At 65.1% G+C, this 25295-nt stretch carries 21 protein-coding genes; 10 read left to right on the top strand and 11 right to left on the bottom strand.

Annotated features, from left to right (window positions below; genetic code table 11):
• Positions 1-120 precede the first annotated feature (120 nt).
• A complete protein-coding gene (locus tag ACFU4Z_RS17105) occupies positions 121-888 on the top strand; it encodes a sulfite exporter TauE/SafE family protein (RefSeq protein WP_379063890.1) in 768 nt (255 codons plus the stop codon).
• 17 nt (positions 889-905) lie between these two features.
• Here ACFU4Z_RS17105 and ACFU4Z_RS17100 read toward each other — a convergent pair whose 3' ends face one another.
• Entirely contained in the window at positions 906-1457 is a 552-nt protein-coding gene (locus tag ACFU4Z_RS17100; protein ID WP_379063888.1) for a TetR/AcrR family transcriptional regulator, read from the bottom strand.
• Positions 1458-1916: 459 nt separating this feature from the next.
• On the opposite strand from ACFU4Z_RS17100, the gene ACFU4Z_RS17095 reads away from it, so the two are divergent.
• A complete protein-coding gene (locus tag ACFU4Z_RS17095) occupies positions 1917-3446 on the top strand; it encodes a TldD/PmbA family protein (protein ID WP_379063886.1) in 1530 nt (509 codons plus the stop codon).
• Between the two features lie 20 nt (positions 3447-3466).
• On the top strand, positions 3467-4843 hold the full coding sequence (locus ACFU4Z_RS17090) for a metallopeptidase TldD-related protein (protein ID WP_379064301.1): 1377 nt from the start codon (positions 3467-3469) through the stop codon (positions 4841-4843).
• Between the two features lie 52 nt (positions 4844-4895).
• On the opposite strand, the gene ACFU4Z_RS17085 is transcribed toward ACFU4Z_RS17090, so the two are convergent.
• Entirely contained in the window at positions 4896-5279 is a 384-nt protein-coding gene (locus tag ACFU4Z_RS17085) for a PPOX class F420-dependent oxidoreductase (RefSeq protein WP_379063884.1), read from the bottom strand.
• Entirely contained in the window at positions 5276-5845 is a 570-nt protein-coding gene (locus ACFU4Z_RS17080; RefSeq protein ID WP_379063882.1) for a PadR family transcriptional regulator, read from the bottom strand. The genes ACFU4Z_RS17085 and ACFU4Z_RS17080 overlap by 4 nt, the downstream gene beginning before the upstream one ends.
• Positions 5846-5956: 111 nt before the next feature.
• On the opposite strand from ACFU4Z_RS17080, the gene ACFU4Z_RS17075 reads away from it, so the two are divergent.
• The gene (locus ACFU4Z_RS17075; protein ID WP_379063880.1) at positions 5957-6676 is read left to right on the top strand and encodes a glyoxalase; all 720 of its coding nucleotides are present in this window, start codon (positions 5957-5959) and stop codon (positions 6674-6676) included.
• Positions 6677-6690: 14 nt separating this feature from the next.
• Here ACFU4Z_RS17075 and map read toward each other — a convergent pair whose 3' ends face one another.
• Complete coding sequence (map, locus tag ACFU4Z_RS17070) at positions 6691-7458, bottom strand: type I methionyl aminopeptidase (RefSeq protein WP_379063878.1); 768 nt, start codon at positions 7456-7458, stop codon at positions 6691-6693.
• A gap of 98 nt (positions 7459-7556) precedes the next feature.
• Between map and ACFU4Z_RS17065 the strand changes: the two genes are divergently transcribed.
• A complete protein-coding gene (locus ACFU4Z_RS17065) occupies positions 7557-7820 on the top strand; it encodes a helix-turn-helix transcriptional regulator (protein ID WP_379063876.1) in 264 nt (87 codons plus the stop codon).
• Between the two features lie 19 nt (positions 7821-7839).
• Here ACFU4Z_RS17065 and ACFU4Z_RS17060 read toward each other — a convergent pair whose 3' ends face one another.
• The gene (locus tag ACFU4Z_RS17060; RefSeq protein ID WP_379063874.1) at positions 7840-8118 is read right to left on the bottom strand and encodes a hypothetical protein; all 279 of its coding nucleotides are present in this window, start codon (positions 8116-8118) and stop codon (positions 7840-7842) included.
• Between the two features lie 220 nt (positions 8119-8338).
• On the opposite strand from ACFU4Z_RS17060, the gene ACFU4Z_RS17055 reads away from it, so the two are divergent.
• Together ACFU4Z_RS17055 and ACFU4Z_RS17050 are read left to right on the top strand one after the other, a co-directional pair.
• The gene (locus ACFU4Z_RS17055) at positions 8339-8989 is read left to right on the top strand and encodes a histidine phosphatase family protein (RefSeq protein ID WP_379063872.1); all 651 of its coding nucleotides are present in this window, start codon (positions 8339-8341) and stop codon (positions 8987-8989) included.
• Positions 8990-9258: 269 nt separating this feature from the next.
• Complete coding sequence (locus tag ACFU4Z_RS17050) at positions 9259-9921, top strand: hypothetical protein (protein ID WP_379063870.1); 663 nt, start codon at positions 9259-9261, stop codon at positions 9919-9921.
• Positions 9922-10099: 178 nt separating this feature from the next.
• On the opposite strand, the gene ACFU4Z_RS17045 is transcribed toward ACFU4Z_RS17050, so the two are convergent.
• The 3 genes from ACFU4Z_RS17045 to ACFU4Z_RS17035 form a co-directional block, all read right to left on the bottom strand.
• Positions 10100-10789: an alpha/beta fold hydrolase gene (locus tag ACFU4Z_RS17045; RefSeq protein WP_378674295.1), complete on the bottom strand. Its 690-nt coding sequence runs from the start codon at positions 10787-10789 to the stop codon at positions 10100-10102.
• Positions 10790-10876: 87 nt separating this feature from the next.
• Positions 10877-13606 carry a LuxR C-terminal-related transcriptional regulator gene (locus ACFU4Z_RS17040; RefSeq protein WP_379063867.1) on the bottom strand — a complete coding sequence of 910 codons (2730 nt, stop codon included), beginning with the start codon at positions 13604-13606 and terminating at the stop codon, positions 10877-10879.
• Positions 13607-13680: 74 nt separating this feature from the next.
• Positions 13681-14202 carry a MarR family winged helix-turn-helix transcriptional regulator gene (locus ACFU4Z_RS17035; protein ID WP_379063865.1) on the bottom strand — a complete coding sequence of 174 codons (522 nt, stop codon included), beginning with the start codon at positions 14200-14202 and terminating at the stop codon, positions 13681-13683.
• Between the two features lie 575 nt (positions 14203-14777).
• Between ACFU4Z_RS17035 and ACFU4Z_RS17030 the strand changes: the two genes are divergently transcribed.
• Complete coding sequence (locus tag ACFU4Z_RS17030) at positions 14778-16010, top strand: MFS transporter (RefSeq protein WP_379063863.1); 1233 nt, start codon at positions 14778-14780, stop codon at positions 16008-16010.
• An 83-nt stretch (positions 16011-16093) separates the two neighbouring features.
• On the opposite strand, the gene ACFU4Z_RS17025 is transcribed toward ACFU4Z_RS17030, so the two are convergent.
• Both ACFU4Z_RS17025 and ACFU4Z_RS17020 read right to left on the bottom strand, forming a co-directional pair.
• The gene (locus ACFU4Z_RS17025; RefSeq protein ID WP_379063861.1) at positions 16094-17050 is read right to left on the bottom strand and encodes a hypothetical protein; all 957 of its coding nucleotides are present in this window, start codon (positions 17048-17050) and stop codon (positions 16094-16096) included.
• 259 nt (positions 17051-17309) lie between these two features.
• A complete protein-coding gene (locus ACFU4Z_RS17020) occupies positions 17310-20207 on the bottom strand; it encodes a UPF0182 family protein (RefSeq protein ID WP_379063859.1) in 2898 nt (965 codons plus the stop codon).
• A 168-nt stretch (positions 20208-20375) separates the two neighbouring features.
• Between ACFU4Z_RS17020 and ACFU4Z_RS17015 the strand changes: the two genes are divergently transcribed.
• Both ACFU4Z_RS17015 and ACFU4Z_RS17010 read left to right on the top strand, forming a co-directional pair.
• Positions 20376-20657: a hypothetical protein gene (locus ACFU4Z_RS17015; RefSeq protein WP_379063857.1), complete on the top strand. Its 282-nt coding sequence runs from the start codon at positions 20376-20378 to the stop codon at positions 20655-20657.
• 34 nt (positions 20658-20691) lie between these two features.
• Positions 20692-22236 (top strand): hypothetical protein, encoded by a 1545-nt coding sequence (locus ACFU4Z_RS17010; RefSeq protein WP_379063855.1) that lies wholly within the window; start codon positions 20692-20694, stop codon positions 22234-22236.
• A gap of 137 nt (positions 22237-22373) precedes the next feature.
• Here the strand turns inward: ACFU4Z_RS17010 and ACFU4Z_RS17005 are convergent, their stop codons facing one another.
• Positions 22374-24965 (bottom strand): MFS transporter, encoded by a 2592-nt coding sequence (locus ACFU4Z_RS17005; RefSeq protein ID WP_379063853.1) that lies wholly within the window; start codon positions 24963-24965, stop codon positions 22374-22376.
• Between the last annotated feature and the right edge of the window lie 330 nt (positions 24966-25295).

The raw sequence follows: 25295 nt of genomic DNA, 5'->3' as shown, positions 1-25295 counted from the left end.
GCCGGGCGATCCCAGTGCCGCATGGTGAACGCTTGAGAGATCCGCACGAAGCGGCAGGTCCACCACCGCAGCGCATGGGTACCGGCGAACCGGCCCACGATCGTCTGGTTTCCTGACCGCGTGGAATTTGCAGACTGGGCGGCCCTACTGGTCGCCGCGACCGCCGCGGGTTGGGTCGACGCGGTGGTCGGCGGCGGCGGATTGATCATCTTGCCGACCTTGTTCTTGGTCGCGCCGGGGATCACGCCGCAAACCGCGCTCGGCACAAACAAATTCGCGGCCGTCGCCGGCACGGGAGCCTCGGTGGCGACCTTCGCGCGGAAGGTTCCGATGCGCTGGCGGGTGCTGCTGCCCGCCGCGGGCATCGCCGCGGTGACCGCGGCGGCCGGTGCTGCCGCGGTCTCCCTCATTGACCGCGACCTGTTCATTCCGATCGTGATGGTGGTGCTGGTCGGGGTCGCGGTCTTCGTCACCGTGCGCCCCGCGATCGGTGTCACGATCGCGACACATCCGCCGACACGGCGCAAATTCATCTTGGTGGTCGCGCTCGCCGCCGGGCTTGTCGGTTTCTACGACGGCCTGCTCGGACCGGGCACCGGCACGTTTCTGATCATCACCTTCGCGACGCTGCTCGGCACCGAGTTCGTGCGCGCTGCGGCGATGGCGAAGGTGATCAACTGCGGGTCGAACGTCGGCGCGCTGATCTTCTTCGGCGTGACCGGTCACATCATGTTCGGGCTCGGCGCGGCCATGGCCGTGTGCAATGTGGCGGGCGCGATCGCCGGCTCACGCATGGCCTTGCGCAAGGGCGCGGAGTTCGTGCGGATCGTGCTGCTCGTGGTGGTGATCGTGATGGTGGTTCGGTTGGGCTGGCAGCAATTCGGCTGACGCGGGAAGCGCAGTGCTCAGCCGACCGGATGGGCGTGCATGGTGGAGTTCGAGGCCAGCCAGGGTTGCAGCACCCGCGAGGTCGTTTCGTGGATGTGCTGGTGCAGTCGCTCGCCGTCCTCCGCACCGGCGTGCGGACTCTGGAACAGCACGGTGAGCGCACCAGAGACAGCACCGACAACCGCACCGACCAGCGCCGCGGCGCCGACCTCGTCCAGTTCCGAGGGAAACGCGTGGTGCAGTTGCCTGGCGATCTCTCGCTGGGCGACCAACTGCGCGTGCGCCGCACGCCCGCTCACCGCGGGCACGATCCGCGAGACCTGTGCGCGCAATGCGGCGATCCGCGCGCTCAGATCGTCGACGAGATGTTCGCCGGGATTGTCGCCCGCCGCGCGCAGCGCACGCAGCAGCACCTCCACCGGACGTTCGCCGGGGCGACGGCTGGCAATCGCGACCACCGCCGCGCGCACGCGCTCGTCCTGCTCGGGGAACAGCAGTTCTTCTTTGCTCGCGAAGTAATTGAAGAACGTGCGGGTGCCGACCTCCGCCGCGGCGGCGATGTCGGCCACCGTCGTTTCCTCGTAACCTCTATTCTCGAATAGTTCGACGGCTGCCGCGAGGAGGGCGCGGCGGGTACGTTCTCGTTTGCGATCGCGGAGGGCGGATGGCGGCACGCGGGCACAGTACGGCATTTGGCGACTTGGGTCCGGTAGGCACCGTTTTCGCGCGTGCCGTTACCCCTTTGCGATGGTCGAAGCGCGATCCGTCCCGATTTGCGACGACCGGCGCAGCGTCCTGCAGCCTGTCCTTCCGATAGTGGCGAACCTCCGATCCTCGCGTCGCGGTGCGCCAGGGCGCGGCCGAAAATTCGCCCATTCAAGCGTTTTGGGCGGTCGTGATACCGGGCACCACGCAAGCACCGTGTGCCGCTTTACAGTTCATGCAACATTGCGCTGTGGGCATACGCGCGCGGCGTGTATGCGCTGTGCTGCGCCACCGCACCGAGCAGAGCGACTAAGTTGGTCCGGGTGAGCATCGTGACTTCCAAGGATGTGGACGCCGAGTTCCTTTCGCTTCCGCTGACCGCGCTCGCCGATGCCGCGTTGTCCGCGGCGAAGGCGGCGGGGGCCGAGCACGCGGATCTGCGGGTGCACAGGCTGGTCACCCAGTCGATCCGCCTGCGTGACGGCCGGGTGGAGGCGATCACGAATGCGACCGATCTCGGTTTCGCGGTACGCGTGGTGGTCGACGGCACGTGGGGCTTCGCCTCGCACGCCGCGCTCACCGCACCGGCCGCGGCCGAGGTGGCCCGCCGCGCGGTGACAGTGGCAACGACGCTGCGCGCGCTGAACCGTGAGCGCGTCGAGCTCGCCGCGGAACCCCGCTACGACAATGCGCGATGGGTGTCGTCCTACGACCTCGACCCTTTCGCCGTGCCGACCACCGACAAGGTCACGCTGCTGCAGGACTATTCGGGCCGCCTGGCCGCCGCCGACGGCGTCGACCATGTCACAGCCTCGGTGCTGCAGGTCAAGGAACAGACCTTCTACGCCGACACCGTGGGCTCGACCATCACCCAGCAGCGGGTACGGCTGTATCCGCAATTCGAAGCGATCACCGTCGATTCCGGGGCGGGAGTCTTCGAAACGATGCGCACCCTCGCGCCCCCCGCGGGACGCGGCTGGGAGTACCTCACCGGCGCCGACGACACGTGGGACTGGGGCGGCGAGCTCGCACAGATCCCCGGGTGGCTGGCCGAGAAGGTGAAAGCCCCGACCGTGCAGGCAGGCCCCACCGATCTGGTCATCGACCCGACCAACCTGTGGCTGACCATCCACGAGTCCATCGGCCACGCCACCGAATACGACCGCGCCATCGGCTACGAATCCGCCTACGCAGGCACCTCGTTCGCGACGCCGGACAAGCTCGGCACCCTGCGGTACGGCACCCCGATCATGCATGTCACGGGCGACCGAACCCAGGAGCACGGTCTTGCTACCGTCGGTTACGACGACGAAGGCGTTGCCGGGCAGCGCTGGGATCTGGTGCGTGACGGCGTCCTCGTCGGCTATCAACTCGACCGCGTGTTCGCTCCGCGTCTCGGGCTGGACCGCTCGAACGGCTGCTCCTACGCCGACTCCCCGCACCACGTTCCGATCCAGCGCATGGCCAACGTCTCGCTACAACCGGATCCCACCCGCGACACCACGACCGAAGAACTCATTTCGCGCGTCGAGAACGGCATCTACATCGTCGGCGACAAGTCGTGGTCGATCGATATGCAGCGCTACAACTTCCAGTTCACCGGCCAGCGGTTCTTCCGCATCCGGGACGGCAAGCTCGACGGCCAGCTCCGCGACGCCGCCTACCAGGCGACAACCACCGACTTCTGGGGCTCGATGGAGGCGGTGGGCGGACCGTCCACCTGGCGGCTCGGCGGTGCGTTCAACTGCGGCAAGGCCCAGCCGGGCCAGGTCGCCGCAGTCAGTCATGGCTGCCCGTCGATTCTGGTGCGCGGCATCAACATTCTCAACACCCGGACGGAGGCGGGCCAGTGAACGCGATCGGTACCGGCCTGATGCCCGCGGGCGCGGTCGTCGAGCAGGCGCTCGCTCTCTCGCGCGCGGACGAGGCAATAGTGATCGTCACCGACGCCAACGAGGCTTCACTGCGGTGGGCCGGCAATTCGATGACCACCAACGGTTCCTCGATTTCCCGCGACTGGGCGGTGATCTCGGTCTTCCGCGACGGACCTAACTCCGCGCGGGTCGGCAGCATCAGCTCGACCAGCGTCGACCCGAACGACATCGAGGCGATGGTGCGTGCCAGCGAGGCAGCCGCCCGCACCGCAGAACCCGCCAAAGACGCGATGCCGCTGCTCACTCCCGACATCGACGACGCCGCCGACTGGGCGGTGGCGCCGGGCAGCACCGGCATCGAGGTTTTCACCGACCTCGCCCGCGACCTGTCCAAGGGTTTCGACGGAGCCGATCGCCTCTACGGCTTCGCCCACCACCAGATCCACACCACCTGGCTGGGCACCTCAACCGGTATCCGACGCCGGTTCGTGCAGCCCACCGGTTCGGTGGAAATCAATGGAAAACGCGGCGCAGGCACCGACCTGGCCAGCGCCTGGGTTGGCGTCGGCACCGCGGACTTCACCGATGTCGACATTCCCCGCCTGCTCACCGAGCTCGCGCGGCGCCTCGATTGGTCCAAGCGTCGCGTCGAGCTGCCCGCCGGCCGCTACGAAACGCTGCTGCCGCCCTCGGCGGTCGCCGACCTGATGATCTACATGGCCTGGGAAATGGAGGGCCGCGGCGCGCGAGAGGGCCACACCGCCTTCGCCCGCGCGGGCGGCACCCGAATCGGCGAGCGGCTCACCGACATTCCGCTGACCCTGTACTCCGACCCGACGGCCGGTGGACTCGAATACCGTCCGTTCGTCGCGACATCCGCTTCCTCGGAGGCGCTCTCGGTCTTCGACAACGGCATGCCCGCGCAGCGGGTCGACTGGTTGCGCGACGGCGTCATCGAATCTCTTGTCTATCCACGCGCCACCGCCGCCGAATTCGATGCGCCCACCACGCTGCCCGCCGAGAACCTGCTGCTCACCGGCGGCTCCGGCGCCGATCTCGACGATATGATCGCCCGCACCGAACGCGGTCTGCTGCTCACCACGCTCTGGTACATCCGCGAGGTCGACCCGGCCACACTGCTGCTGACCGGACTCACTCGTGACGGCGTCTACCTCGTCGAGAACGGGGAAGTCACCGCCGCTGTCAATAACTTCCGCTTCAACGAGAGCCCCATCGATCTGCTGCGCCGCGTCAGCGAAGCGGGTGTGACCGAGACCACGCTCCCCCGCGAATGGAAGGACTGGTTCACCCGAACGGCAATGCCACCGTTGCGGATCCCCGACTTCCACATGTCTTCGGTCAGTCAGGCGACCTGACCGACGCAGGGAGCGGTCGGCAGCTGATCATCCCACCGTGCCCAGGGGATGGTCAGGCGACGGGCGTGATTTCGATGCCGATGGTGGCCGCTTTGCCGCGGCGCAGGGTGCTTCCGAGAATGACCAGCGGGCCGAGCAGCCAGTACTTCTTCTTGAGCAGCTTGCGGACCCGCTCGGTGCCCTCCGCATCGAGCACGCGTCCGGTGCCCTCGATCACCTCGCCGTGCGGCTTGCCCGAGGCGCTGCACGGCTGCACCGTGACGGCTGGGTTGCGGCGCAGCCGCTTCACCTTCCAGCTGTCGGTCACCGTCCACACATACAGCTTGCCTGCGTCAGCCGCCGCCCACACAGCGGTGCCGACGGGTGTGCCGTCTTTCCGGAACGTGGTCAGTAGAACATAATCCGCCTTGCCGACGGCCCCGAGCGTGTTCGTCATGAGGGCAGCGTATTCGGTCGGTCGGGCATCTGGTATTCGCCCGCTTCCAACCGTTCGAGCAGGCCGCCGGTCCAGCCCGCCAGGTGGCCGAACACTCCGCTCCACAATTCGAGCAGGTCGGTGGCGTGTGGCGGTTCGTAGCGGCCGGGGAACGACGGGATCATGGCGAGCAGGTCGTTGCGGACGGCTTCGCTGCGGCGGCGCTGTTCGCGCAGCTTCTCGATGACGTGCGCGCGCGGCAGCGCGTCCATGAACGCGATGGCGGCGCCGAGTTCTTCCATGTCGATGCTCACCAGCGCCTCGTCCATCAGCGCGCGGAACTCCGCCTCGCCCGCTTCGGTCACTTCGAACAGGGTGCGGCCGGGGCCTTGATCGCTGCCCTCGGTCCCGAAGGCGCTGAGTTTGCCTTCCTGGGTCAGTTGCCTGAGCGCGTGGTAGATCGAGCCCGGTTTGACGTTCGTCCACGTTTCCGCCCGCCAGGACAACAATTCGCGGCGCACCGCATAGCCGTAGGTGGGTTGACGCAACCGCATCACACCGAGGACGAGCAGCCGCACGGCCGACATGGACGAGCTCCTTTCAGCACGGAACAGCCATGCTACTCAAACTTGACTTCTGCCGGAACTGCACCCTAACCTCGGGTAGTCAAATTTGATTACTGCAGTGCGGAGGCAGACATGGGCGACACGGCGGTTCCAGTGCTCTGGAGCGGCGACCTGAACGACACCCTGGACTTCTATCGAACCCTCGGATACACCGTCACCTACGAGCAGACCCGCCCCTACAACTACGGCGCCGTCGAGGCCAACGGCTGCGCCCTGCATTTCGCCTCCGCACCCCCAGGCGCGGAACTCCCCACCGAACAGGTCGGCTGCCTGGTCATGATCGATGATGTCGCCGCCAGGCACCGCGCCTTCACCGAGGCGCTGCGCACCCGCTATGGCAAGGTCCCCGCGAAGGGCTGCCCGCGCATCACCCGATTCCGGCCCGGCCAGAGCAGATTCACGATGGTCGATCCGGTGGGCAACTCGGTGATCTACATCCAGCGCGACGAACCGATGGAGGTCGAGTACGGCGGCTCGCGTGAACTCGAAGGCCTGGCAAAGGTTGTGGACAACGCGCGAATCCTGCGCGATTTCAAGAACGACGACGAGGTCGCCATCCGCGTACTCGAGGTCGGACTCGGACGATTCGGCGGCGAAGCCCCCCGCGCAGACAAGGCCCGAGCCCTGTCCGCGCTGATCGAATTGTCCGTTGCCACGAATGAATCCGACCGTGGTGAACAGTGGCGCGCCGAACTGAGGGCCATGAAGCTTTCCGCGGCCGAGCGCACGTCGGTAGCGAAAGAAGTCCGCGCGGCCACCGATCTGGCCGACTGGCTATCCGACGAAAGCTGATCTGCGCAGCGCTGTCATCGGGCCAGGGTCAGGATCTCCGGTCCATCGGCGGTGATCGCCACAGTGTGCTCGGAATGCGCGGTGCGCGATCCATCGGCCGACCGAATCGTCCAACCGTCGGGGTCGGTGTAGATCTGGTCGGTCGTGGCCGCGAACCACGGCTCGATGGCGATCGTCAGCCCCGGCCGAAGCCGGTATCCGCGCCCGGCGCGCCCGGCGTTCGGTACGTGCGGGTCTTCGTGCATAGTGCGCCCGAGGCCGTGCCCGCCGAATTCGGTATTCACCGGATATCCGTAGCCATCCGCCACATCGGCGATCGCGGCAGAGATATCTCCGATCCGATTGCCGGGCAACGCCACTGCGATTGCCGCGGCCAAGGCCTCCTCCGTGGCCCGCACCAGTTGAACGGCCTCCGGCGCGGCCCTGCCGACGATTACACTGACCGCCGAATCCGCCACCCAACCGTCGACGCCGATCGCCAGATCCATACTCAGCACATCACCATCGCGCAGCGCGTAGTCGAACGGAAGACCGTGCAGCACAGCGTCATTGACCGATAAACAGACGGTGTTGCGGAACGGGCCCCGCCCGAACGACGGCGCGTAATCCCAGTAGCACGACTCCGCGCCTCGCTGCCGAATACGTTCGCGCACAATAGCTTCCAGGTCCAGCAGATTCACCCCGAGCTGCGCCCGCTGCCGCAGCTCGGCCAGAATCTCCGCGACGAACTCCCCCGCGACCCGCATCCGCGCGATCTCTTCCCGGCTCTTCAACTCCACCATCAACCTGCTCCATTCGGTATTTTAATACCACCCTAGCCGGTGCGGTATTTAAATACCAGTCACTTGCGGTATTTAAATACCGCCCATACGCTGGTCCCATGGTTCGCCTCCCACTGACGCCCGCACAGGTCGAGGCCGGTCGCCGCCTCGGCACCCGGCTGCGCGCCGCTCGCGCGGACCGCGACCTCACCGAAACCGCTGCCGCTGCCGGCATCTCGCCGGAAACCCTCCGCAAGATCGAAACCGGCCGCCTCCCCACCCCCGCTTTCGGCACGATCGTGTCCGTCGCCGCCGTCCTGAACATTCCGCTGGAAGATCTCGCCGACGCCTGGCGCTCCACCGGCCTGGCCGAATCCGCCTGACCACTGCATACCGGCGGCCCTATTGTTCGGAGGTGTCGCGAGGCGTAATGGCAATGCCGACCGACCGGTCCGCGCCCCTCAGTAGCTTGTGCCCGCGGATGGCGAGCTTGCCGACAATGCCGTACTTGTTCGCGGCGAGGCCGCGCACCCGCTCCGTGCCATCGGCATCCAGGATCTCAGCAGTGCCGGCGAGGACCTCGCCACCGCCGGTACGACCTCGGTTGTCGCACACCTGGACCGTGACATCGGGGGATTGCGGCGGATGCGCTTGACCTTCCCCGTGTCCGGATTGGTCCACACCACGATCCGGTCGCCGTCCGGCGCCACCCAGACCGGCGTTCCCACCACGGTCGACCTCCGTCCGATCGAGCACTTCCACGCCACCGACCGGTCCTGGACACCTAATCGACCAGGCCGACTGTCCCGGCCCCCGCCGATGCGCACTGAACTGCACGCTTGCGCGGATGCAAGCATCTAGTGCATGATTCGCCGACGCGAGAAGGGGAGGTGTGGTAGCGATGCGAACCATTTATGTTGTCGCGCACCCGGAGTCGACACACCACGTCGACGGACTGGTGGGTGGATGGTACGACTCGCAGCTCACGCCGGCGGGTTCGAACGCCGCGGATTCTATCGCCGAGGCGCTGCGGGCCAAGATCCCCGAGCATGCCGATGCGGAGTTGTTTTCGTCGGATCTACAACGTGCCTGGCAGGCCGCCAACGCTATCGGCGATCTGCTACACGTGCAGCCAGTCCTCGATCGCAGACTTCGCGAGAAGTCCTACGGCAACGCCGAAGGCAAGTCACAGGAATGGCTGAAGCAACGGTTCGTACCCCCGCCTGCTGTCGGGGAGCGGATGCGACACGATGAAGGCATACCGGGATCCGAGACCTTCGCTACATTCGGGCAGCGCATCTACGCAGCAATGGACACGATCCTGCAGAGCGATTGCGAACACCAGATCATCGTGACCCACGGCGGCGCAATCACATTCGTCGTGGCGGCGTGGACAAAGTTGCCGATCGAATCACTCGCCTACGCTCGATTCCACGCCGCTTCCGGAAGCATCACGGAACTCTACGAGGATGACTATTTCCACAACCGCCAAGTCGCCAGCCTCGGTGACACCCGTCATCTCCAGGGCATACGCCGTTTCGGCACATCCTGATATCTCGGCGAACCGGCACCGGTGCGAACCGCGCCGGTTGAGCGTCCAAGAGTCTGTCCTCGTCGAGCGCCCCTGAGAGCCTGGAGAAGCTCGACCTTCGACTGACGGGGCAACAGCGACGCCTCTTCCGCACGGACCGAGGCGAGGCGCTCACTGGAGTGCAACGTGATATGCACTCGGAAGCGGCCGGGCGCACTCTGCATTGGGCCGAAACATGGTGGGATGCTTGCGGATCCGTTCGTGTCGGTGCGTGCCGCTAGTCTGCTGGCATGGTCGGACCGGACTCGGCGCTGCGCCGACTGATGCGCGAGGCAGGGAAGCTGCTGCAGCCATATGGCTTTCACGGCTCGGAGGCAATGTGGGTGCGAGTCATGCCGGGTGGTGTGGCGTCGGTCGGTCGCACCCGGACACTGCGCACCTGGACCGGAGGGCAGCAGGTGCTCAGATTCGGACTGAGCCTGAGCGCTACACCGACCGCCTGGTGGGAATTCCATAACTGGCGCAATGCACAACTGGGTCTCCCGCTCACGCCGCTCGAGCAGGCGACCGGCCCCGGCCTGATCGACGGCCACGGCCTGCCCCATGACCTCACCGAGTTGTGGTCTCTGCGGGTCGACCCGACACAACCGGCCCGGCACACGCTGCAGGCAGACATCGACACCATCCGCGCCGATCTGCCTCGGCGCCTGCACGCCTACGCGCGCCGAGCGCTGCGGCTGCTGGAACCGGACCGATACCTCGACGAACTATTGGCCGACCCGACCCCGCAAATCGAGACCTGGGAGGCAATCATCGTCCTGCTCGCCGACCGCGGACCAGGACCACAACTCGACGATGTCTGCATCCGATTCCGGGCGTGCCTCGCGGAGCGGGACGCGGCGTACGCAGAGAACCTCATCGCGTACGCGCAAGGCCGTGCCGCCCTGGTGTGAGAGGGTACGGCCACTGGTTCAAGCCGTGCGCCGCACACCGCGGGATGCCGAACGAACAGCGCGACCAGCGACATGAGCTAAACGTCAACCATGAGCTGATGGCGAGCCATCCCCGTCCATTCGCCGCTCGGCCGCGAACGGACGGGGACCCGGCCGGTGGCCGCCGATCTGTTCGAGGCTAGGCCGCGCCGGCTGCGGTTCGGATGATGTTCGCGACCACGTCGGGGCGGGAGACATAGACTGCGTGGCTTCCCGGGGTCTCGATGACGGTCGCACCGATCCGTTCGGCCATCGATGCTTGCGCCGCGGGCGGGATCATCTTGTCCTCGGTGACTCGCAGGTACCAGCTGGGCTTCAGCCGCCAGGCGGCCTCACTCACGGTCCCGCCGAGCGCGTCCAAGCCCCACGGAACTTGGGAATCGGCCAGGAACGCCGCTTCCTGCGGCGAGAGATCCCCGGCAAACGATTCGTGGAACTTCGTCCTGTCCAGGAACAGGTATCCCTGCTGAGGTGCCAGGATCGGAGGCTGCGGCCCGTCTTGGGGGAAGCCGGCGATGAGTGTGTTCACCGACTCGCCCTTATCGGGAGCGAAAGCGGTGATGTACACGAGGGCGGCGACCTTGTCGTGGGTACCTGCTTCGGTGATGACCGCTCCGCCGTAGGAATGTCCGACGAGGACCACCTCGCCATCGATGTCGTCGAGGATCTGTCGTGTTGTCGCGGCGTCGTCGGCGAGCGACTTGGTCGGGTTCTGCACGACGCGCACGCTGGTTCCGTCACGAGTGAGTTCGTCATAGACCGCCCGCCATCCGGACCCGTCCACGAAACCACCGTGAACCAGGACGACCGTCTTGTTCTTCGCACTCATTCCGGGTCTCCTCTGCAGTGAAATGCTGTTCGGCACAACCGAATCTAGGTTCACGGCAGGGATGGTGAATCCGTCATTTGACGTAGGTCAGCCGGGACGTCTGCTCATCGCGTCACGCAGTGCACTGCGGGTGGTGATGCCGAGTTTCGGGAACACGCGGTGCAGGTGAGTGGAGACCGTCCGCGCCGAGAGGAACAGACGCTCGGCGATCTCCTTGTTGGTCAGTCCCGAGGCCGCCAGTTCGGCGACCGCCTGCTCCTGTGGCGTCAGCACAGAGCCACGGATCTCGGCGGGCGCGGACTCGCCGGCTGCTCGCAGTTCCGACCGGGTCCGTTCCAACCATGGAATCGCTTCCAGTCGTTCGAATGCCTGCGCCGCAGCGGTCAAATGGGCTCGGGCTGCGGCTGCTTCGCGCTCTCGACGCAGCCGTTCCCCGTACAGCAGTTCTATTCGGGCACGGTCGAACACCCATCGCTCGCCGTCGGGAGTGGCCAGCGCGTCGTCGAATAGTCTGCGCCAGTCGTGTGGATCGGTGACCGCGAGCGCGGCATTGGTCAGCATCCGGAGCCGGGAGGAAAGCCCGGGCACACCGGCCGTGACAGCGGCCTCAGCGTGGGCTCGCGCCTCGACGACCCTCCCGCTGCGGGCCGCTGCCTCGGCGAGGTCGAGCACCAGCCACACCGCGTGTGGTGTGTAGCGCGGAAAACCCCCCGGTGCGTTGACCGACGCCGCATGCCGGTACGCCTCGTCGAAACCTGAGCGCCCGAGCGCGGAAAGGCATCGAATATGGGATGAGTAGGCGGCGTAGGTCACGAGGTGCCGTGGCGCGGCCCACAGCAGCAGTTCCTCTGCGGCAAGGTCGGCGGCTTCGGAATGGCCACGAGCCGCATCGACGAGTGCGCGCAGGAATCGGCCGGGTCCCGCGAGCAATGTGTAGCCGAGCTCGGCACACAACTGCAGCCCCTCATCGCTGACCTCGATCAGTTCGTCCCAGTCACCTTCGAAGAAATCGACCTGTGCGATCAAGAACAGCGCTTCGATTGCCTTGGCGATCGCACCGCCACGGCGACCGTCAGCGATCACTCGCCACAAGGATTCGCGGGCGACGCCGATGCGATCGACATAGGCGGCCGCAGTCGCGACGCGGATGATTCGCAGTGGATCGGAGGAGAAGCGCAGCCCGTCCAGTGCGCCACCGAGCTGTCGCAGAGCTTTCTGCGTGGCTCCGACCGGGTTGACGAAGATGTTGTGTAGCAACGACAGCGTATCCGTCGGCTGTGGCGCGGCGCGCTCGAGAACCCCGCTGATGTCGTCCCAGAGTTCCGGTCGTCCGCTGAAGAAGCCGACATACAGCAACGTGTGCAAGGCCTCGACCATGGTGTCCTCGCCGGAACCGATATCACGATCGTGAACTCGAATAGTCGCGAGTAGCAACCTGCCTGCGGTGGTGGCGTCACCTTCATCGTTGAGCAGTTGGGAGGCCGCGGCGACTGCCGCTTCCAATGACGGTGTTTCGCGGACCTCGGTGCGGTTGGCTTCCAGCAGCAGGCGGGATGTGTCGGCGAGGTCGCCGGTGATCAGTGTCCCCAGATAGGCCGCGCGCGCTGTGCGCCGGGCGCGATCGGAGTCCGAGGTGCTCAGCTCAGCGGCTCGCAGCATCGCCGCCGTAGCGCGCCTGCTGTCGCCATGACGAATCATCTGCTGCGACAACGCTTCCAGCGACGCGGCGATCTCTTCGTCGGGACCGACCGCCGCTTGCCCGAGATGCCAGGCCCTCCGTTGTGGGTCCCTGACGAAGGCCTCGGCGAGTACACGATGGACCTGACGGCGTTCCTCGCTCGTCGACTGCTCGATGACCGCCGAGCGAATCAGCGGATGACGGAACTCCAACCTGCCTGTGCGAGGGTTCGCGCGGACAACCCCCGCGCGCTCGGCAGGCGGTAGATCGGCCGACCCCTCCGGTATGGGTGCACAGTCCTCCAAGGTCATGCTGTTTTCGGCACCGGCGAGAATGACGAACAACAGCATCCGCCGCGTTCCCTCCGGCAGCCCCGCGAGCCGATCGGCGAACAATCTCTGCAACCGGTCGGTCAGCGGCAAGAGTGTGGGCAGATCGGCCGGGGGGCCGCCCTTCTCGAACGCAATGGGCAACTCGAGCAGCGCCAGCGGATTGCCGTGCGCGTCGGCGCGTAGGCGTCGACGCACAGTCGCGGTCAGCGCGGGATACGCGGCGCGCAGCAGCGCGTCGGCGTTGCTGTCGTCCAGCGGCGCCAGGTCATGGACACGAAAACCGCTGCGGGTGAAGCCGTCGTCGGATTCCGCGCGCACCGCGACGACCATCCGGATGTCGATCCCTGTCCAGCGCCGGGCCGCGTAACTCAACGCCATCGTGCTGGACAGGTCCAGCCACTGCACATCGTCGACGATCATCAGCAGCGCAGCACCTTGTCCCGCAGCCGCTCTCAGTAGTGCCAGCGTCGCCGCGCCCGCGATCAGCTGCGATGGCATCGCCCCCGGTTCCAACCCCATGAGCACAGTCAACGCCTGCCGATGTGCGGCACTGAGCTCGCCGATTCCGTTCAGCAGCGGGTGCAGAAGCTGATTGAGCGCACCGAACTTCAGATCGGCTTCGTACTCGAGCGCCGCCGCCCGCAACACCCGAATGCCGTGGGACGCCGCGACATCGGCAGCCATATCCAGCACGGCGGTCTTTCCCACTCCTGGCTCACCGCGAACGACCAACACCGACTCGTCGCCGGCTGCTCCGAGGACGAACGCCGTAATCAGGCCACGCTCGACCTCACGACCAACCAACACGGTGACCCCAATCCCGTTCGACAGTACGGTTCACCGAATTGACGCCACCGGTGAACAGTAAGACAACCATTTCGCTACACAATCGCCTCAGCCAGCGTCTGGCTCAACTTGCGCAGCAGGTCGGTCAGAGCCAGCCGCTCATCGGCAGTGAGGCCGGAGATCAACCGCGCCTCGTTGTGGACGTGTTGCTCGACGACCTCGTCGATGACCGCACGGCCCCGGTCGGTCAGCTGGATCAGTCGACCGCGCGCGTCGTCTTCGGCCGCGCGCCTGCTGACCAGTCCGGCGCGCTCCAGTCGGTCGACTCGCTTGGTGACCGCCCCTGAGGTCACCATCATCGACTCGCACAGCTCACCGGCGCTCAGCTCGAACGGGCGGCCGGAGCGCCGCAGGGTGGCGAGCACGTCGAACTCGCCCCGGCCCAGGTCGTAGTCACCGAAGACTCGACAGAGCTGCTCGTCTAACGCCAAGTGCAGGCGGGAGATTCGGCCGATCACATGCATCGGGCTCGGATCGAGGTCAGGCCGCTCGCGGCGCCACTGGCCGACGATGTGATCGACGGCGTCGGGTTCGGGCGAATTGCGGTCCATAGCCATTCGTTGACTATACCTTCCATGGAAGATAGTTTATCTTCCATGGAAACTAACTTGGCGTCGAGACCTTCTTCCGTCACGTCGGCCCGGCTGTTCGATTCGGCGATCACCGCGCTCGCGCCTGCCGCATGAGGAACTACCTCTTCGCCGAACGGCGAGCTACTGCCGCCGGGCGGGCCCGCACCGTCCCCTCTGGCATGAAGAGCGGCCCGCAACTCCTTACCGTGGGCGTGACGGCGCCGGCACCTACGATCCGGGGAAGCACCTGCCCGGTAACGACCGGAGTGGTTGCCGCCGGACCGCCCATTGCCGGCCGCCGCCGTGCGGGCACTTCTGCGGGCCTGATTCTGCTGGCGGTCATCAGTGCCGTGCTACTCGCGCAAGCCCTACCGGCCACCCCACGAGGGCTCCGCACGACGACCCCCCGACAGCGACAACCCCGCGATGTCCGGACCGAAGCAATCGCGGACAGCGAAAGGGGGCGCCGATGACTACTCGATCAATATGACCGGAACTGCAAAAGTTCAGCTGGTCCGTTTATCTGCAAGTCTGCAACCTGAAACATCAGAGAGAAGAAATTGGCCACACAAGATGAACATCCATACTCGGCCCTGAGATCATGGCTGGGCGTTTCCGCAATAACAGCCAGCTTATTCGTCTTCGTCACTACTGAGCTGATGCCCGTCGGCCTACTTACTCCGGTAAGCTCGAGCCTGAGCATATCGGTGGGAGTTGCCGGACTGATGGTTACTTTGTACGGCATCTCAGCCGGGCTGGGCGTACCTTTTATCGTGGCATGGACCAGGCGGGTGAACCGCCGTATGCTGCTGTCCGCGCTGCTGGCGATATTGGCTCTGGGAAACCTGATCACCGCTATCTCGCCGAACTATCCGCTGGTCTTGACAGCGCGGCTGATCATGGGGTTTGCCAACGGGGTCTTCTGGGCCATCGGCGTTGGCATGGCGATGCGCCTTGTTCCGGGACGCCACGCCAGCAGAGCGGCCGCGGTCGCACTGTCGGGCATCTCCATCGCCACTGTAGTGGGCATGCCGCTGGGAACATTCCTGGAAAGCCTCACCAGCTGGCGAACCACATTTCTCATCTGGAGTGGCCTCAGCGCGCTGGTATTGTTCGCGGTCGCTGCCATAATTCCATCACTACCATCGGATAATGCGGTTTCGGTCCGGGAAGTCTTCAAGCTGCCACTCGAGAACGTGCGACTACGTGTGGTGATGTTTACCGTCGTATTATATGTACTCGGCCATTTCGGGGCGTACACTTTCATACGCCCCTTCTTGGAGAACCATTCGTCCGCGACGCCCGCCTACATCACCGGATTGCTGATTATTTATGGCGCAGGAGGGGCTGCCGGAAACTTTATCGCCGGATATACCGCCACCAAGAATTTGAGGGCTAGCTTCATCGTCGCGTGCACGGGACTCGTAGCGTCCTTGCTGTTGCTGCTCACGATCGGTCACGGACAGGCCGGTCTGATTATCTCGGTGGCCCTCTGGGGAATTTCCTTCGGCGCCATGAACCTGTGCCAGATCAACATGACGCTCGCCGCTGCGCCCGACACCTTTGAAGCCGCTATGTCACTCAACACCTTGGGATACAACACCTCGATCGCGCTCGGAGCACTCTTCGGTGGGCTGTTCGCCGACCATTCAGGTGTCCGAAGTGTCTTCTGGTTCGGTGTGGCGCTGACAGCGGCTTCGCTGCTCGTCACACTCGGCAGTCGCCGCAATCCCGCACGCACCGTCCCCGATGACGCGTCGGCCGCCAGTGATCAGCCGGTCCTCCAGTCCTGATGAAGGAGTGACCGACCAATCTCCTTGTAGACCAGCAGCGCTGCTCGGCGGTGTCGGGGAACACCCCGCGCAGCGCGCGAAGGTCATTGCCAGAGGCTCATGAAGATGATCTTCGCGTCGATCTGTGATTGCGCTCCGGCTCCTCCGATACCTTGGTGCGCCTCGGCGAAAACCCATGCACCGACATTGAGTTCGTAGTTGGTGTTGGCCTCCATCGTCCAGAACACCTCGATCACTGCGCCCGTGCCGAAACCGCCGTTGTCATAGTTGTAGTTCTCGGTCGGATGGCCGACCGATCCGCTCACTCGACCACGGAATCGCTTGTCGACGGCATGGGCCACCAGGCGACCGTTTTGCATGACCGTCATCTCGCATCCGGCCTCGACGGTCGCGTCGCCGTTGAACCCCGCGGCGGCCGCGCCGACATCGTGAGTGGACCGCAGCGACCGAGCCATGCAGTCGACCCGGTGATCCGAACGCAGACTCACGCCGTAGCCGGCGTGGGCGCTGACGAACGTGCCGGTCGCGCCCGGGGCGTTGCCTACCCGAGCATCGAGTGCGGCACGGCCAGTATCGTTTGTGATGATCTGCTTGAACGGCGGGCTTCCATTCAGGTCGTGCCATGACCAGGAGAAATGGTAGGGAATCGCGAAGAACTGCGTCGCCGGTCCTTGGAAGTCGCGGGTCGTGGTAAACGGGTAATCGAGCGCTCCCGCGGACACGTACCGTGACGGATTCTCCATGCTCGCCACCCCCAGTTCGCTGACGTCGAGGGTCCTGGTCCGCCCACGTTCGGCAGCCAGCTGCAGTGCGTCGGCACCGCGCGCACTGTTGCGCAACTGGTCGAGGAACGGCTCGGCAAAGGCGTCGGCCAGGGCGCGGTCCTCGGCGGCGAGTTCACGATGGCGCGTATTCTCCTCGATGCGCCGCGTTACCATTGTATTGATCGAGTTCCGGATTTCTTGTCGGCGGTCCTCCGGGATCCGCTCGTTGAACAGAGTTTCGGTTGTCAATGCAATCGTGTTGGGGTAGGTCGTCATCGCCGCTCCTTTCACGGCGCGGCACAACTCCGCGGGAATGTGGAGCGTGGCCACGCACCTGAGGACCGGTCATCTGATGCGCCGTGCAGCGCCCGACCGGCATTGATACGGAACTACTCGACTTCCATTCAGATGTACCCAAACGGTAGCCGGAACCGACGAAAGATCCGGGCTGAATGACTAAATGGCCTCCACTGGGCGGATCTCATCACATGTTCGAATCACCGTGGGGCAGATAAACGAAACTGTCCATTCAGCCCTATCGACCGGGACGTTCGAGGTCGTTCAACTCCTGTTGGAGACGCTCGAGGGCCGCGCGGATGGCATCGATCTGCGCGTTGAGTTCGGCTATCTTCGCCTGATCCACCGCTTGCGGGGATGGCGCTGGTGGGGGCGGCGGTGATACGGGCTGCCTACCCGGCGGCGGTGCGGGTGCGGGGCCGTCGCCGGGTGCGGTGGCGAGTCGGCCGGTACCGGCGCCGAACACCTGGTCGAGCGCCTCGGCCAGAGTCGGGGCGTAGCCGACGCGAACGCCACCGGTGCCGGGGTCACGGTAGCTGACGAGGACCCGTGCCAGTTGCGGGAACGTCGATCCGTTCGGTGTGGTCGAAATCCGCTCGGTGAAGAGTGGTTCAACGTAGAGCACACCACCGTCGGCGATGGGAAGGGTGAGCAGGTTGCCGTACTGGATCCGGTTCGAACGCTCGAGCAGGGTTCGCTCGGACGCCACTCTGGTATCGGAGATCATCGAGTTCTGGATCTGCTGAGGTCCCTGGGTGAGTGTGTCGGTGGGCAGCTGCAAGACGCTGATCTTGCCGTAGTTCTGAGGGTCGGAATGGGCGGAGACGTAGGCGGAGAGGAATTCCCTGTTGAAACCGACCATCGCGCTGGCCAGGCGGAACGACGGCCGAGCGTTGTCCGGGTCGCCCAGCAGGACGTAGAACGGAGGCTGGTGCGGGTTGGCGTCAACGGTCGGGTCACTGGGCACCGACCAGAAAGCGTTGGTGGTGAAGAACTCTCGTGGTTCATCGACGTGGTATTTGGCGAGCATCTCGCGTTGGATCGTGAACAGGTCCTCCGGGTACCGGAAGTGGGCTCGCAACTCGGCGGTGATCGACTCCTCGGGTTCGACCGTGCCGGGGAAGACGCTCATCCACGCCGCCAGAACCGGGTCGTGCTGGTCGACTTGGTAGAGGGTGACCGTGCCGTCATACGCGTCGACGGTGGCCTTGATCGAGTTGCGTAGGTAAGAGATCTCTCGGGGATGGCGGATGCCGATGCCGTCGCCCGCCTCGAGGGCTTCGAGCGAGCTGCGTTTGGCGTAGGGGTAGCCGTCGATTGTGGTGTACGCGTCGACGATCCAGACGATCCGGTTGTTCACGACCGCCGGGTAAGGGTTGTTGTCGGTCGTCAACCACGGCGCGACGAGCTCGACGCGATGGCGCGGATCCCGGTTGAAGATGATCTTCGATTCGGGACCGATCGCCTTGGAGAAGATGATGTTGCGTTCGGTGTAGCTGGTGGCGAAGGCCAGACGGTTGAGCCAGTTCCCGATCGAGACGCCTCCCGCGCCGGTGTAGGTGTACTTGGTGGTGTCGGTGTCGTATTCACGGGGTTCGGTGCTGCCGCCGACGATGGCATAGTCAGGGCTCGCTTGGGCGATCACCTCGCCGTAGTAGATGCGTGGCTGATCCACCGGGATCACTTGATGCCCGGACCCCAGGGAGGCGATGTCGCTGACCGCGTAGATGGGATATCCGCTGTTGCTGCTGGCGGCGTCGTGGTCGGCGTCGCGGACCGCGGCGTTGACGCGGTTGGCCGGCGCGGCAACGAAGCCGTTTCCATGGGTGTAGACGGTGTGCCGATTGACCCAGTGGGTCTGATTGCCGCTCAACGCATTCGGGGTCAGCTCGCGGACCGCCACCACGTAATCACGTAGTTCCTCGTCGATGCGGTAGCGATCCAGATCCAGATTCGCCGGGAAACTGTAGAAGTTCTTCAGTTGTTGCTGCTGAGTGAAGGTCCGCGAGAGCACATTCGGATCGAGTAGGCGGGCGTTGGCGATCGTGGTCACGTCCGCCGGAACGTCGGGCGGCGGCTTGGTGCCGACGCCGGGATAGGCGCGGTACTCGACCCGGTCGCCGCCGATCCCGTACGCCTGCCGGGTCGCTGCGATATTGCGTTCGATGTACACGCGTTCCATGTCGGCGGCGTTCGGGCGAACCGAGAACTGCTCGACAGCAAACGGCCAGACGGCTCCCACCAGGATCGACGAGAGCAGCAGCAACGCGGCCGCCATCGCCGGGATTCGGAGGTCCCGAACCACGACGGCGGCGAAGACCGCCGCGGCGCAGATGACGGCGATCGCGAAGAGAATCAGGCGGGCGGGCAGGACTGCGTTGATATCGGTGTAGCCGGCGCCGGCGAAGGTCGGTTCCTTGCTGCTGCTCGACAGCAGCGAATATCGGTCGAGCCAGTAGGCGGCCGCCTTCACGACGATGAACATGCCGGCGAACATCGCCAACTGGACGCGGGCGGCACGGATCAGGCCGCGCGTCTTTCCGGACAGCCGCAAACCCCCGAAGAGGTAATGCGCCGCGAGGCTGACCACGAACGCGAGAACGGTTGCGGCGAACAGCCAATTCACAACGAGTCGATAGAAGGGCAGATCGAAAACGAAGAACCCGACATCATGGCCGAACTCGGGATCCGATACACCGAAGGACCCGCCGTGGATGAACAGTTGAACTGTCCCCCAGCTCGACTGCCCGATAAGACCGCAGACCAGACCCACCGAGGCGGCGATGCCCAGCCCGATCCGCACCGGCCATCGGAGCACCACGGCGCGATACGGCCGAAGAACGTCTTCTTTCCCGGAGCCGGTGAACAGGGGCCGGAACCGGAAAGCGAGCCACATCGCCGCGAAAAGGATGCCGCCGACCACTACGGTGACCGCGGCGAACAGCGACAGGCGCGTGAGCAGCACAGTGAGCCAGACACCGCGGAATCCGACTTCACCGAACCAAAGCCAATTGACATAGACGCTGGTCAGACGAGGAATGACCAGCAACGACACGACGAAAGCCACGAGGGTGATCAACAGAACCCGCGTGCCGCGATGTAACCGCCGCAGGCTGGGGCCGTCGCGTGCGCTCATCTCCCACACTCCCGTGGCTGCGCCGAGCCCCATGGTGTATAGCCGACGCATGACCGTCTGGTCTGATTCTACCGGCGACGGGCGATCCCGCTGCCGGCGTACTTCGCGATCACGTGGGAAGTCGTTCCGTCCGGCACCATCGAGACCTTCTCGCGGTTTGCCGCAGTAATGACCTACTCGGTGGTGCCGGACGGAAGGTTTCTTGATATCGGTCCCAAAGCCGGTGTTATGTTGGCGATGCCACGTGCGTTGTTTCAGCTTGTGTTGTTCCGTTTATCGGCCGTCGATGCCCGCATCGGCGAATGGGTGTTTGTGCGTCACCGTCAGGTTCGAGCGCAATACCGATCGCGAGGACAGGAGCACGGTTGTGAGCAAGCCTCGATATTTCCGGCCGAGTACCGCAGTGATCGCCATGGCAGCAGCGGCGGTTTTCGTCCTGCCTGGATGTAGCGAAGAATCGTCCGTTACGAAGAGCACCGCGAATGTGGGCGAACAGTCGGGCGACAGTCCGCCGCGAAACCCGAATCTGGCCGCGGAGAAATATGCGGTCACCCATCTGGATTCCGGCCAGTCCGACAGTTTCCCCGACCCGGTGCCGCGCGGCACCTTCCACATCGACCCCAAGCAGATGCCGCGAGTGGCGACCGGGCCGGTCAACATCATCACGCTGGCGTCGACGGACTCGAAGTACCGGTGGATCTCCTCGACCTCCGGTGTGCGGTATGTCGACGTGTCCGACGGCGGGTTCCGGCAGGTCGCATCGATGGATACACCCGGTGTCGCGCCGATTCCACCCCAAGCGTTGGATCGGGTCCTGGATCAGAACTTCTCCGACGTAGGTCAGATCGAGAACGCCATCCGCGACGATTGGGGCGGGGCGACGTGGCAGCGGATCGCCAACGGCGTCTACAGCCTGGTCGACAAGGACAACAACGTCTATTACGTCACCCAGAACTCCGAGATCGTGAAGTTCGGGCTGAAGAACAAGGACAAGCCCGAGGACGGGATCGAGATCGTCGCGCAATTGGACTTCAAGCCCTGGCTGGGCGCGGGGATGACAACGCTGGGCATTCCGGAGAACATCGTCGGCGTCAACATGACCTACGACGGACATCTGACCGTACTCGGATCTCGCGCGCTGTTTGTCATCGACCGCACGCTGGCCGGTGAGCCCCAACAGGTCCGGTTCGGAGACGACGAAACCGTCTCCAATTCGATGGCCATCGACGAGAAGGGCGGCATCTACGCCGCGTCGGACAAGATCATGCGCAAGGTGGTATGGACAGGAAGCAAACTGTCCACTGCCGAAGCCGACGGGGCCTGGTCATCACCGTATGACTTCGGCCGCCAGCCTCCTGCGGTGAAGTTCGGTATCGGGACCGGCTCCACACCGACGCTGATGGGCTTCGGCACAGACACCGATGAATTGGTGGTGATCACCGATGGCGCCGACCATATGAAGCTGGTCGCGTTCTGGCGCAACAAGATCCCCGACGGGTTCACACAGAAGCCGAACACCAAATCCCATCGCATCGCCGACCAGATCGAGGTGACAGCGGGCCTATCCGATCCCAAGCCCGAGTTCATCCAGAGCGAGCAGTCGGTCGTCGTCAACGGCTACGGCGCGTTCGTGGTCCAGAACATCGGTGCCGAAGGCACACCCGATCGCCTGGTGGATGTGATCGCCAACGGGCCGGTGTTCCAACCTCCGCACGGCATGCAGCGATTCGAATGGGATCCGAACGCCGACAAGTGGACCTCGACATGGACCCGCGGCGACGTCGTCTCCACCTCGATGGTGCCCGCGGTGTCCAGCACGGCCGGGATCGTTTTCGTCAACGGCTACAGCAAAGCCGACGGCTGGGAGGTCACCGGAATGGATTGGAAGACCGGAGAAACCGTGCACCGCACCATCTTCGGTCAATCGAACCTCGGCAACGGCGCGTACGCGATCGTCGAAGCCCTCCCCAACGGCGACCTGCTGTTCAACAGCATCGGCGGCCCCTTCCGCGCCAAGATCGCCGAGTAAGCACGCGGGCCCCGGGCTGCGACAGTCACGAAGCCACGCGCTGTCGCGGCCCGGCACACCCGAGTGTTCACCGGGGTGATCCGGCGTGGCCCGATGCCGGATCGACGAGTCCAACTGCTGCCGGCGCATCTCGATGCTCAGCGATGGAACGCCGGATCATCCTGCCCGTAGCCGAGTTTCACGTCGTGGACGACTTCGCCACCGATCACCGTCACGCGACTGGACACCGGCGGATAGCCGCGAGCCACCACGGTGTACTGCCCCTCGGGGAGATCACTGACGACGTAGCGGCCGTTCTCGTCGGTGCGAGCCGTTGCGGTCAGGTCGCCGTCGGCATCCAGGACGGTGATCTGGACGTCGGGAACGAACCGGTCGCCGTCCGACCATGCCGATCCGGCGAGCACCGCCATCGGAGCCAGGTCGATGTCCTGGCGCAGCAGGCCGCTGTCGGGCACGGTCAGGGTGGCCGCGTTCGGGCGCATATGGTCGGCGACGGCAACCAAGGTGTAGGTACCCGACACGACGCCATGACAGACGTAAACGCCGTCAGCTGCCGTAATGGCCGCACCGACGACCTCGCCGCGCATATCGGTCAGCGTGACGGTCGCGCCGGCCAGCGGTTCGCCGCGCCGGGCCGATCTGACCACGCCCGACAGCTCGCCGGAACCCATGAGCGTCAGGTCCAATTGCAGGGCCCGGTGACCGATGGCGACGCTCACCGCCTCCGGCTGATGTCCGGTCGCGGAAGCGATCAGCACGTAGTTACCGCCCTCGGGCACGCCGATGACATACCCGCCGTCCGGATCGCCCGCCGCCCGGGAAACCTGGTGCCCACGCTGGTCGATCAGGGTCAGCGCGGCTCCGGGCACCGGCCGGCCGTCCCCGTGCCGGATGCGACCGCGGATCGAGCGGCGATCGGGTTCGGGACGGACGTCCATCGAATCCGGTTCTGCCACTGTCATTCCCGACACCGAGACCTGGTACACGCCGTTGCCCTGATGATCGACCGAGAGGCGTCCACCCGCCAGCACCGGCGCAGGCTCGGACAATGCCTGCGCGGCGCCCTCCCATACCTGGGACTCCTCCCCCATCGAGTCCGCGCCTACCGACTGCGCGACGAGCTCGGCGTACGCGGGCGCCGCGGACCCCGGGACCGGATCGTCCTGCAGCGGAATCTCCTTCATGAACACCAGCACCACCGCGCCGAGTAGCGCGACCGCGGCGGCGACGTAGAACACCCCCGACATGGAACTGGTGAATCCGGTCAGGATCGGCACCCGCAGTTCCTCCGGCAGCTCCGCGATCCCGCTCGTATTGCTCTGCATGCTGCTGAGCTGGGCAGCGTCGAAGCCGTCCGGCAGCTGTCCGCCGAATGCGTCGATGATCTTGTGCGGCAACAGGTTGAACAGAATCGTCAGGAAGACCGCGACCCCCAGCGTCCCACCCATCTGCCGGAAGAATGTCGCCGCCGCCGTCGACACGCCCATATCCGAACGCGGACCGGCGTTTTGGGCCGCGATGATCAGCGTCTGCATGCAGCAACCGAGGCCGACCCCGATGATCCCCGCGTAGACCAGCGGCTGCCACAGCGGGCTGTCATAGAGCACGCGCGCATGCAGCGCCGCACCGACCGCCATCACGAAGGAGCCGAGCACCGGCAGTGCCTTGTAATGACCGGTGGCCTTGGTGATCTGCCCGGCCACCTGCGAGCCGATCATGATGCCGAGCACCAGTGGCAGCATCAGCAGACCCGAGTTCGTCGGCGAGTAGCCGCGCACCACCTGGAAATACTGCGGCACCATCACGATGGCGCCGAACATCGCGATACCGACGATGAAGCCACCGATGATGGCGACGCTGAACGTCGAATTCTTGAACAGCCGCAACGGGATCAGCGCGGCGTCCTTCATCAGGAATTCGATGAACAGGAACAGCGCCAATCCGGCCGCGCCGATGCCGTAGCAGATCAGCGTGCGGTCGGAACTCCACCCCCAGTTCCTGCCCTGCTCGGCGACGATCAGCAGCGGCACCACACAGATCGTCAACGCCAACGCACCGAACCAGTCGATCCGGTGCTGCTGGCGCTGATGCGGCACATTGAGCACCTTGGCGACCACGCCGAGCGCCAGCACGCCGATCGGCACGTTCACCAGGAACACCCAGCGCCAGCCTTCGAGCCCCCAGAGGTTGTCGTAGTTGGAGAAGAAACCGCCGAGCACCGGGCCCAGCACCGTGGCCGAACCGAAGACCATCATGAAATAGCCCTGGTAACGCACCCGTTCGCGGGCAGGCACGATGTCGCCGATGATGGTGAAGGCCAGCGACATCAGCCCACCGGCGCCGAGGCCCTGGAAGGCGCGGAAGCCCGCGAGCTCGTACATCGACGTCGCGAAGGTGCAGGCGATGGAGCCGAGGACGAACAGGCCGATCGCGGTGAGATAGAAGGGCTTTCGCCCATAGATGTCGGCCAGCTTGCCGTACAGCGGTGTGGTGATCGTCGCGGTGATCAGATATGCCGTTGTCGCCCAGGCCTGCTCGTCGAACCCGTGCAAGCTGTTCGAGATCTTGACGATCGCCACGCTCACGATGTTCTGGTCGAGTGCCGCAAGAAAGATGCCGAGCAGCAGGCCGGACAGGATGGTCAGGATCTGCCGGTGTGACAGCGACGCGTCCTCGCCTGCGTCCAGGACCGGCGGTGCCGCCGGTGCCTGAATCGTGGAATTCGTCATGTAGGGGCCCTAATTCTGATCGGCTAGCTGCGGTGGAGTGTCTCGAAACCTGTTGCACACGGGTCACGAACAGTCGACCCGACACTCGACGAGGCCACGCGCCCTGGGATCTTGGCATGCAGTAGCTCGGCGAGCTCGACCGGTGCGCTGCGGGCCGTCGACGACGAGGCAGCGCGACACGGTAGCGGCCGGTATTCGATCCGTCCGGCCAGACTTCATTAGCACCTGAAACTAGTTGCGACCGCACACTATACAGACGCCCCTCCAGAGCGCCACAGCCGATCACCCGCCGCATCGACGCGGGCGAGGAGGTGAGCCGGTCCGCGACGC

Source organism: Nocardia sp. NPDC057440, assembly GCF_042802915.1.
In the GTDB taxonomy this organism is placed as follows: domain Bacteria; phylum Actinomycetota; class Actinomycetes; order Mycobacteriales; family Mycobacteriaceae; genus Nocardia.
The sequence above is the reverse complement of the archived record's forward strand: the minus strand, read 5'-3'. Positions and strand labels throughout refer to the sequence as shown.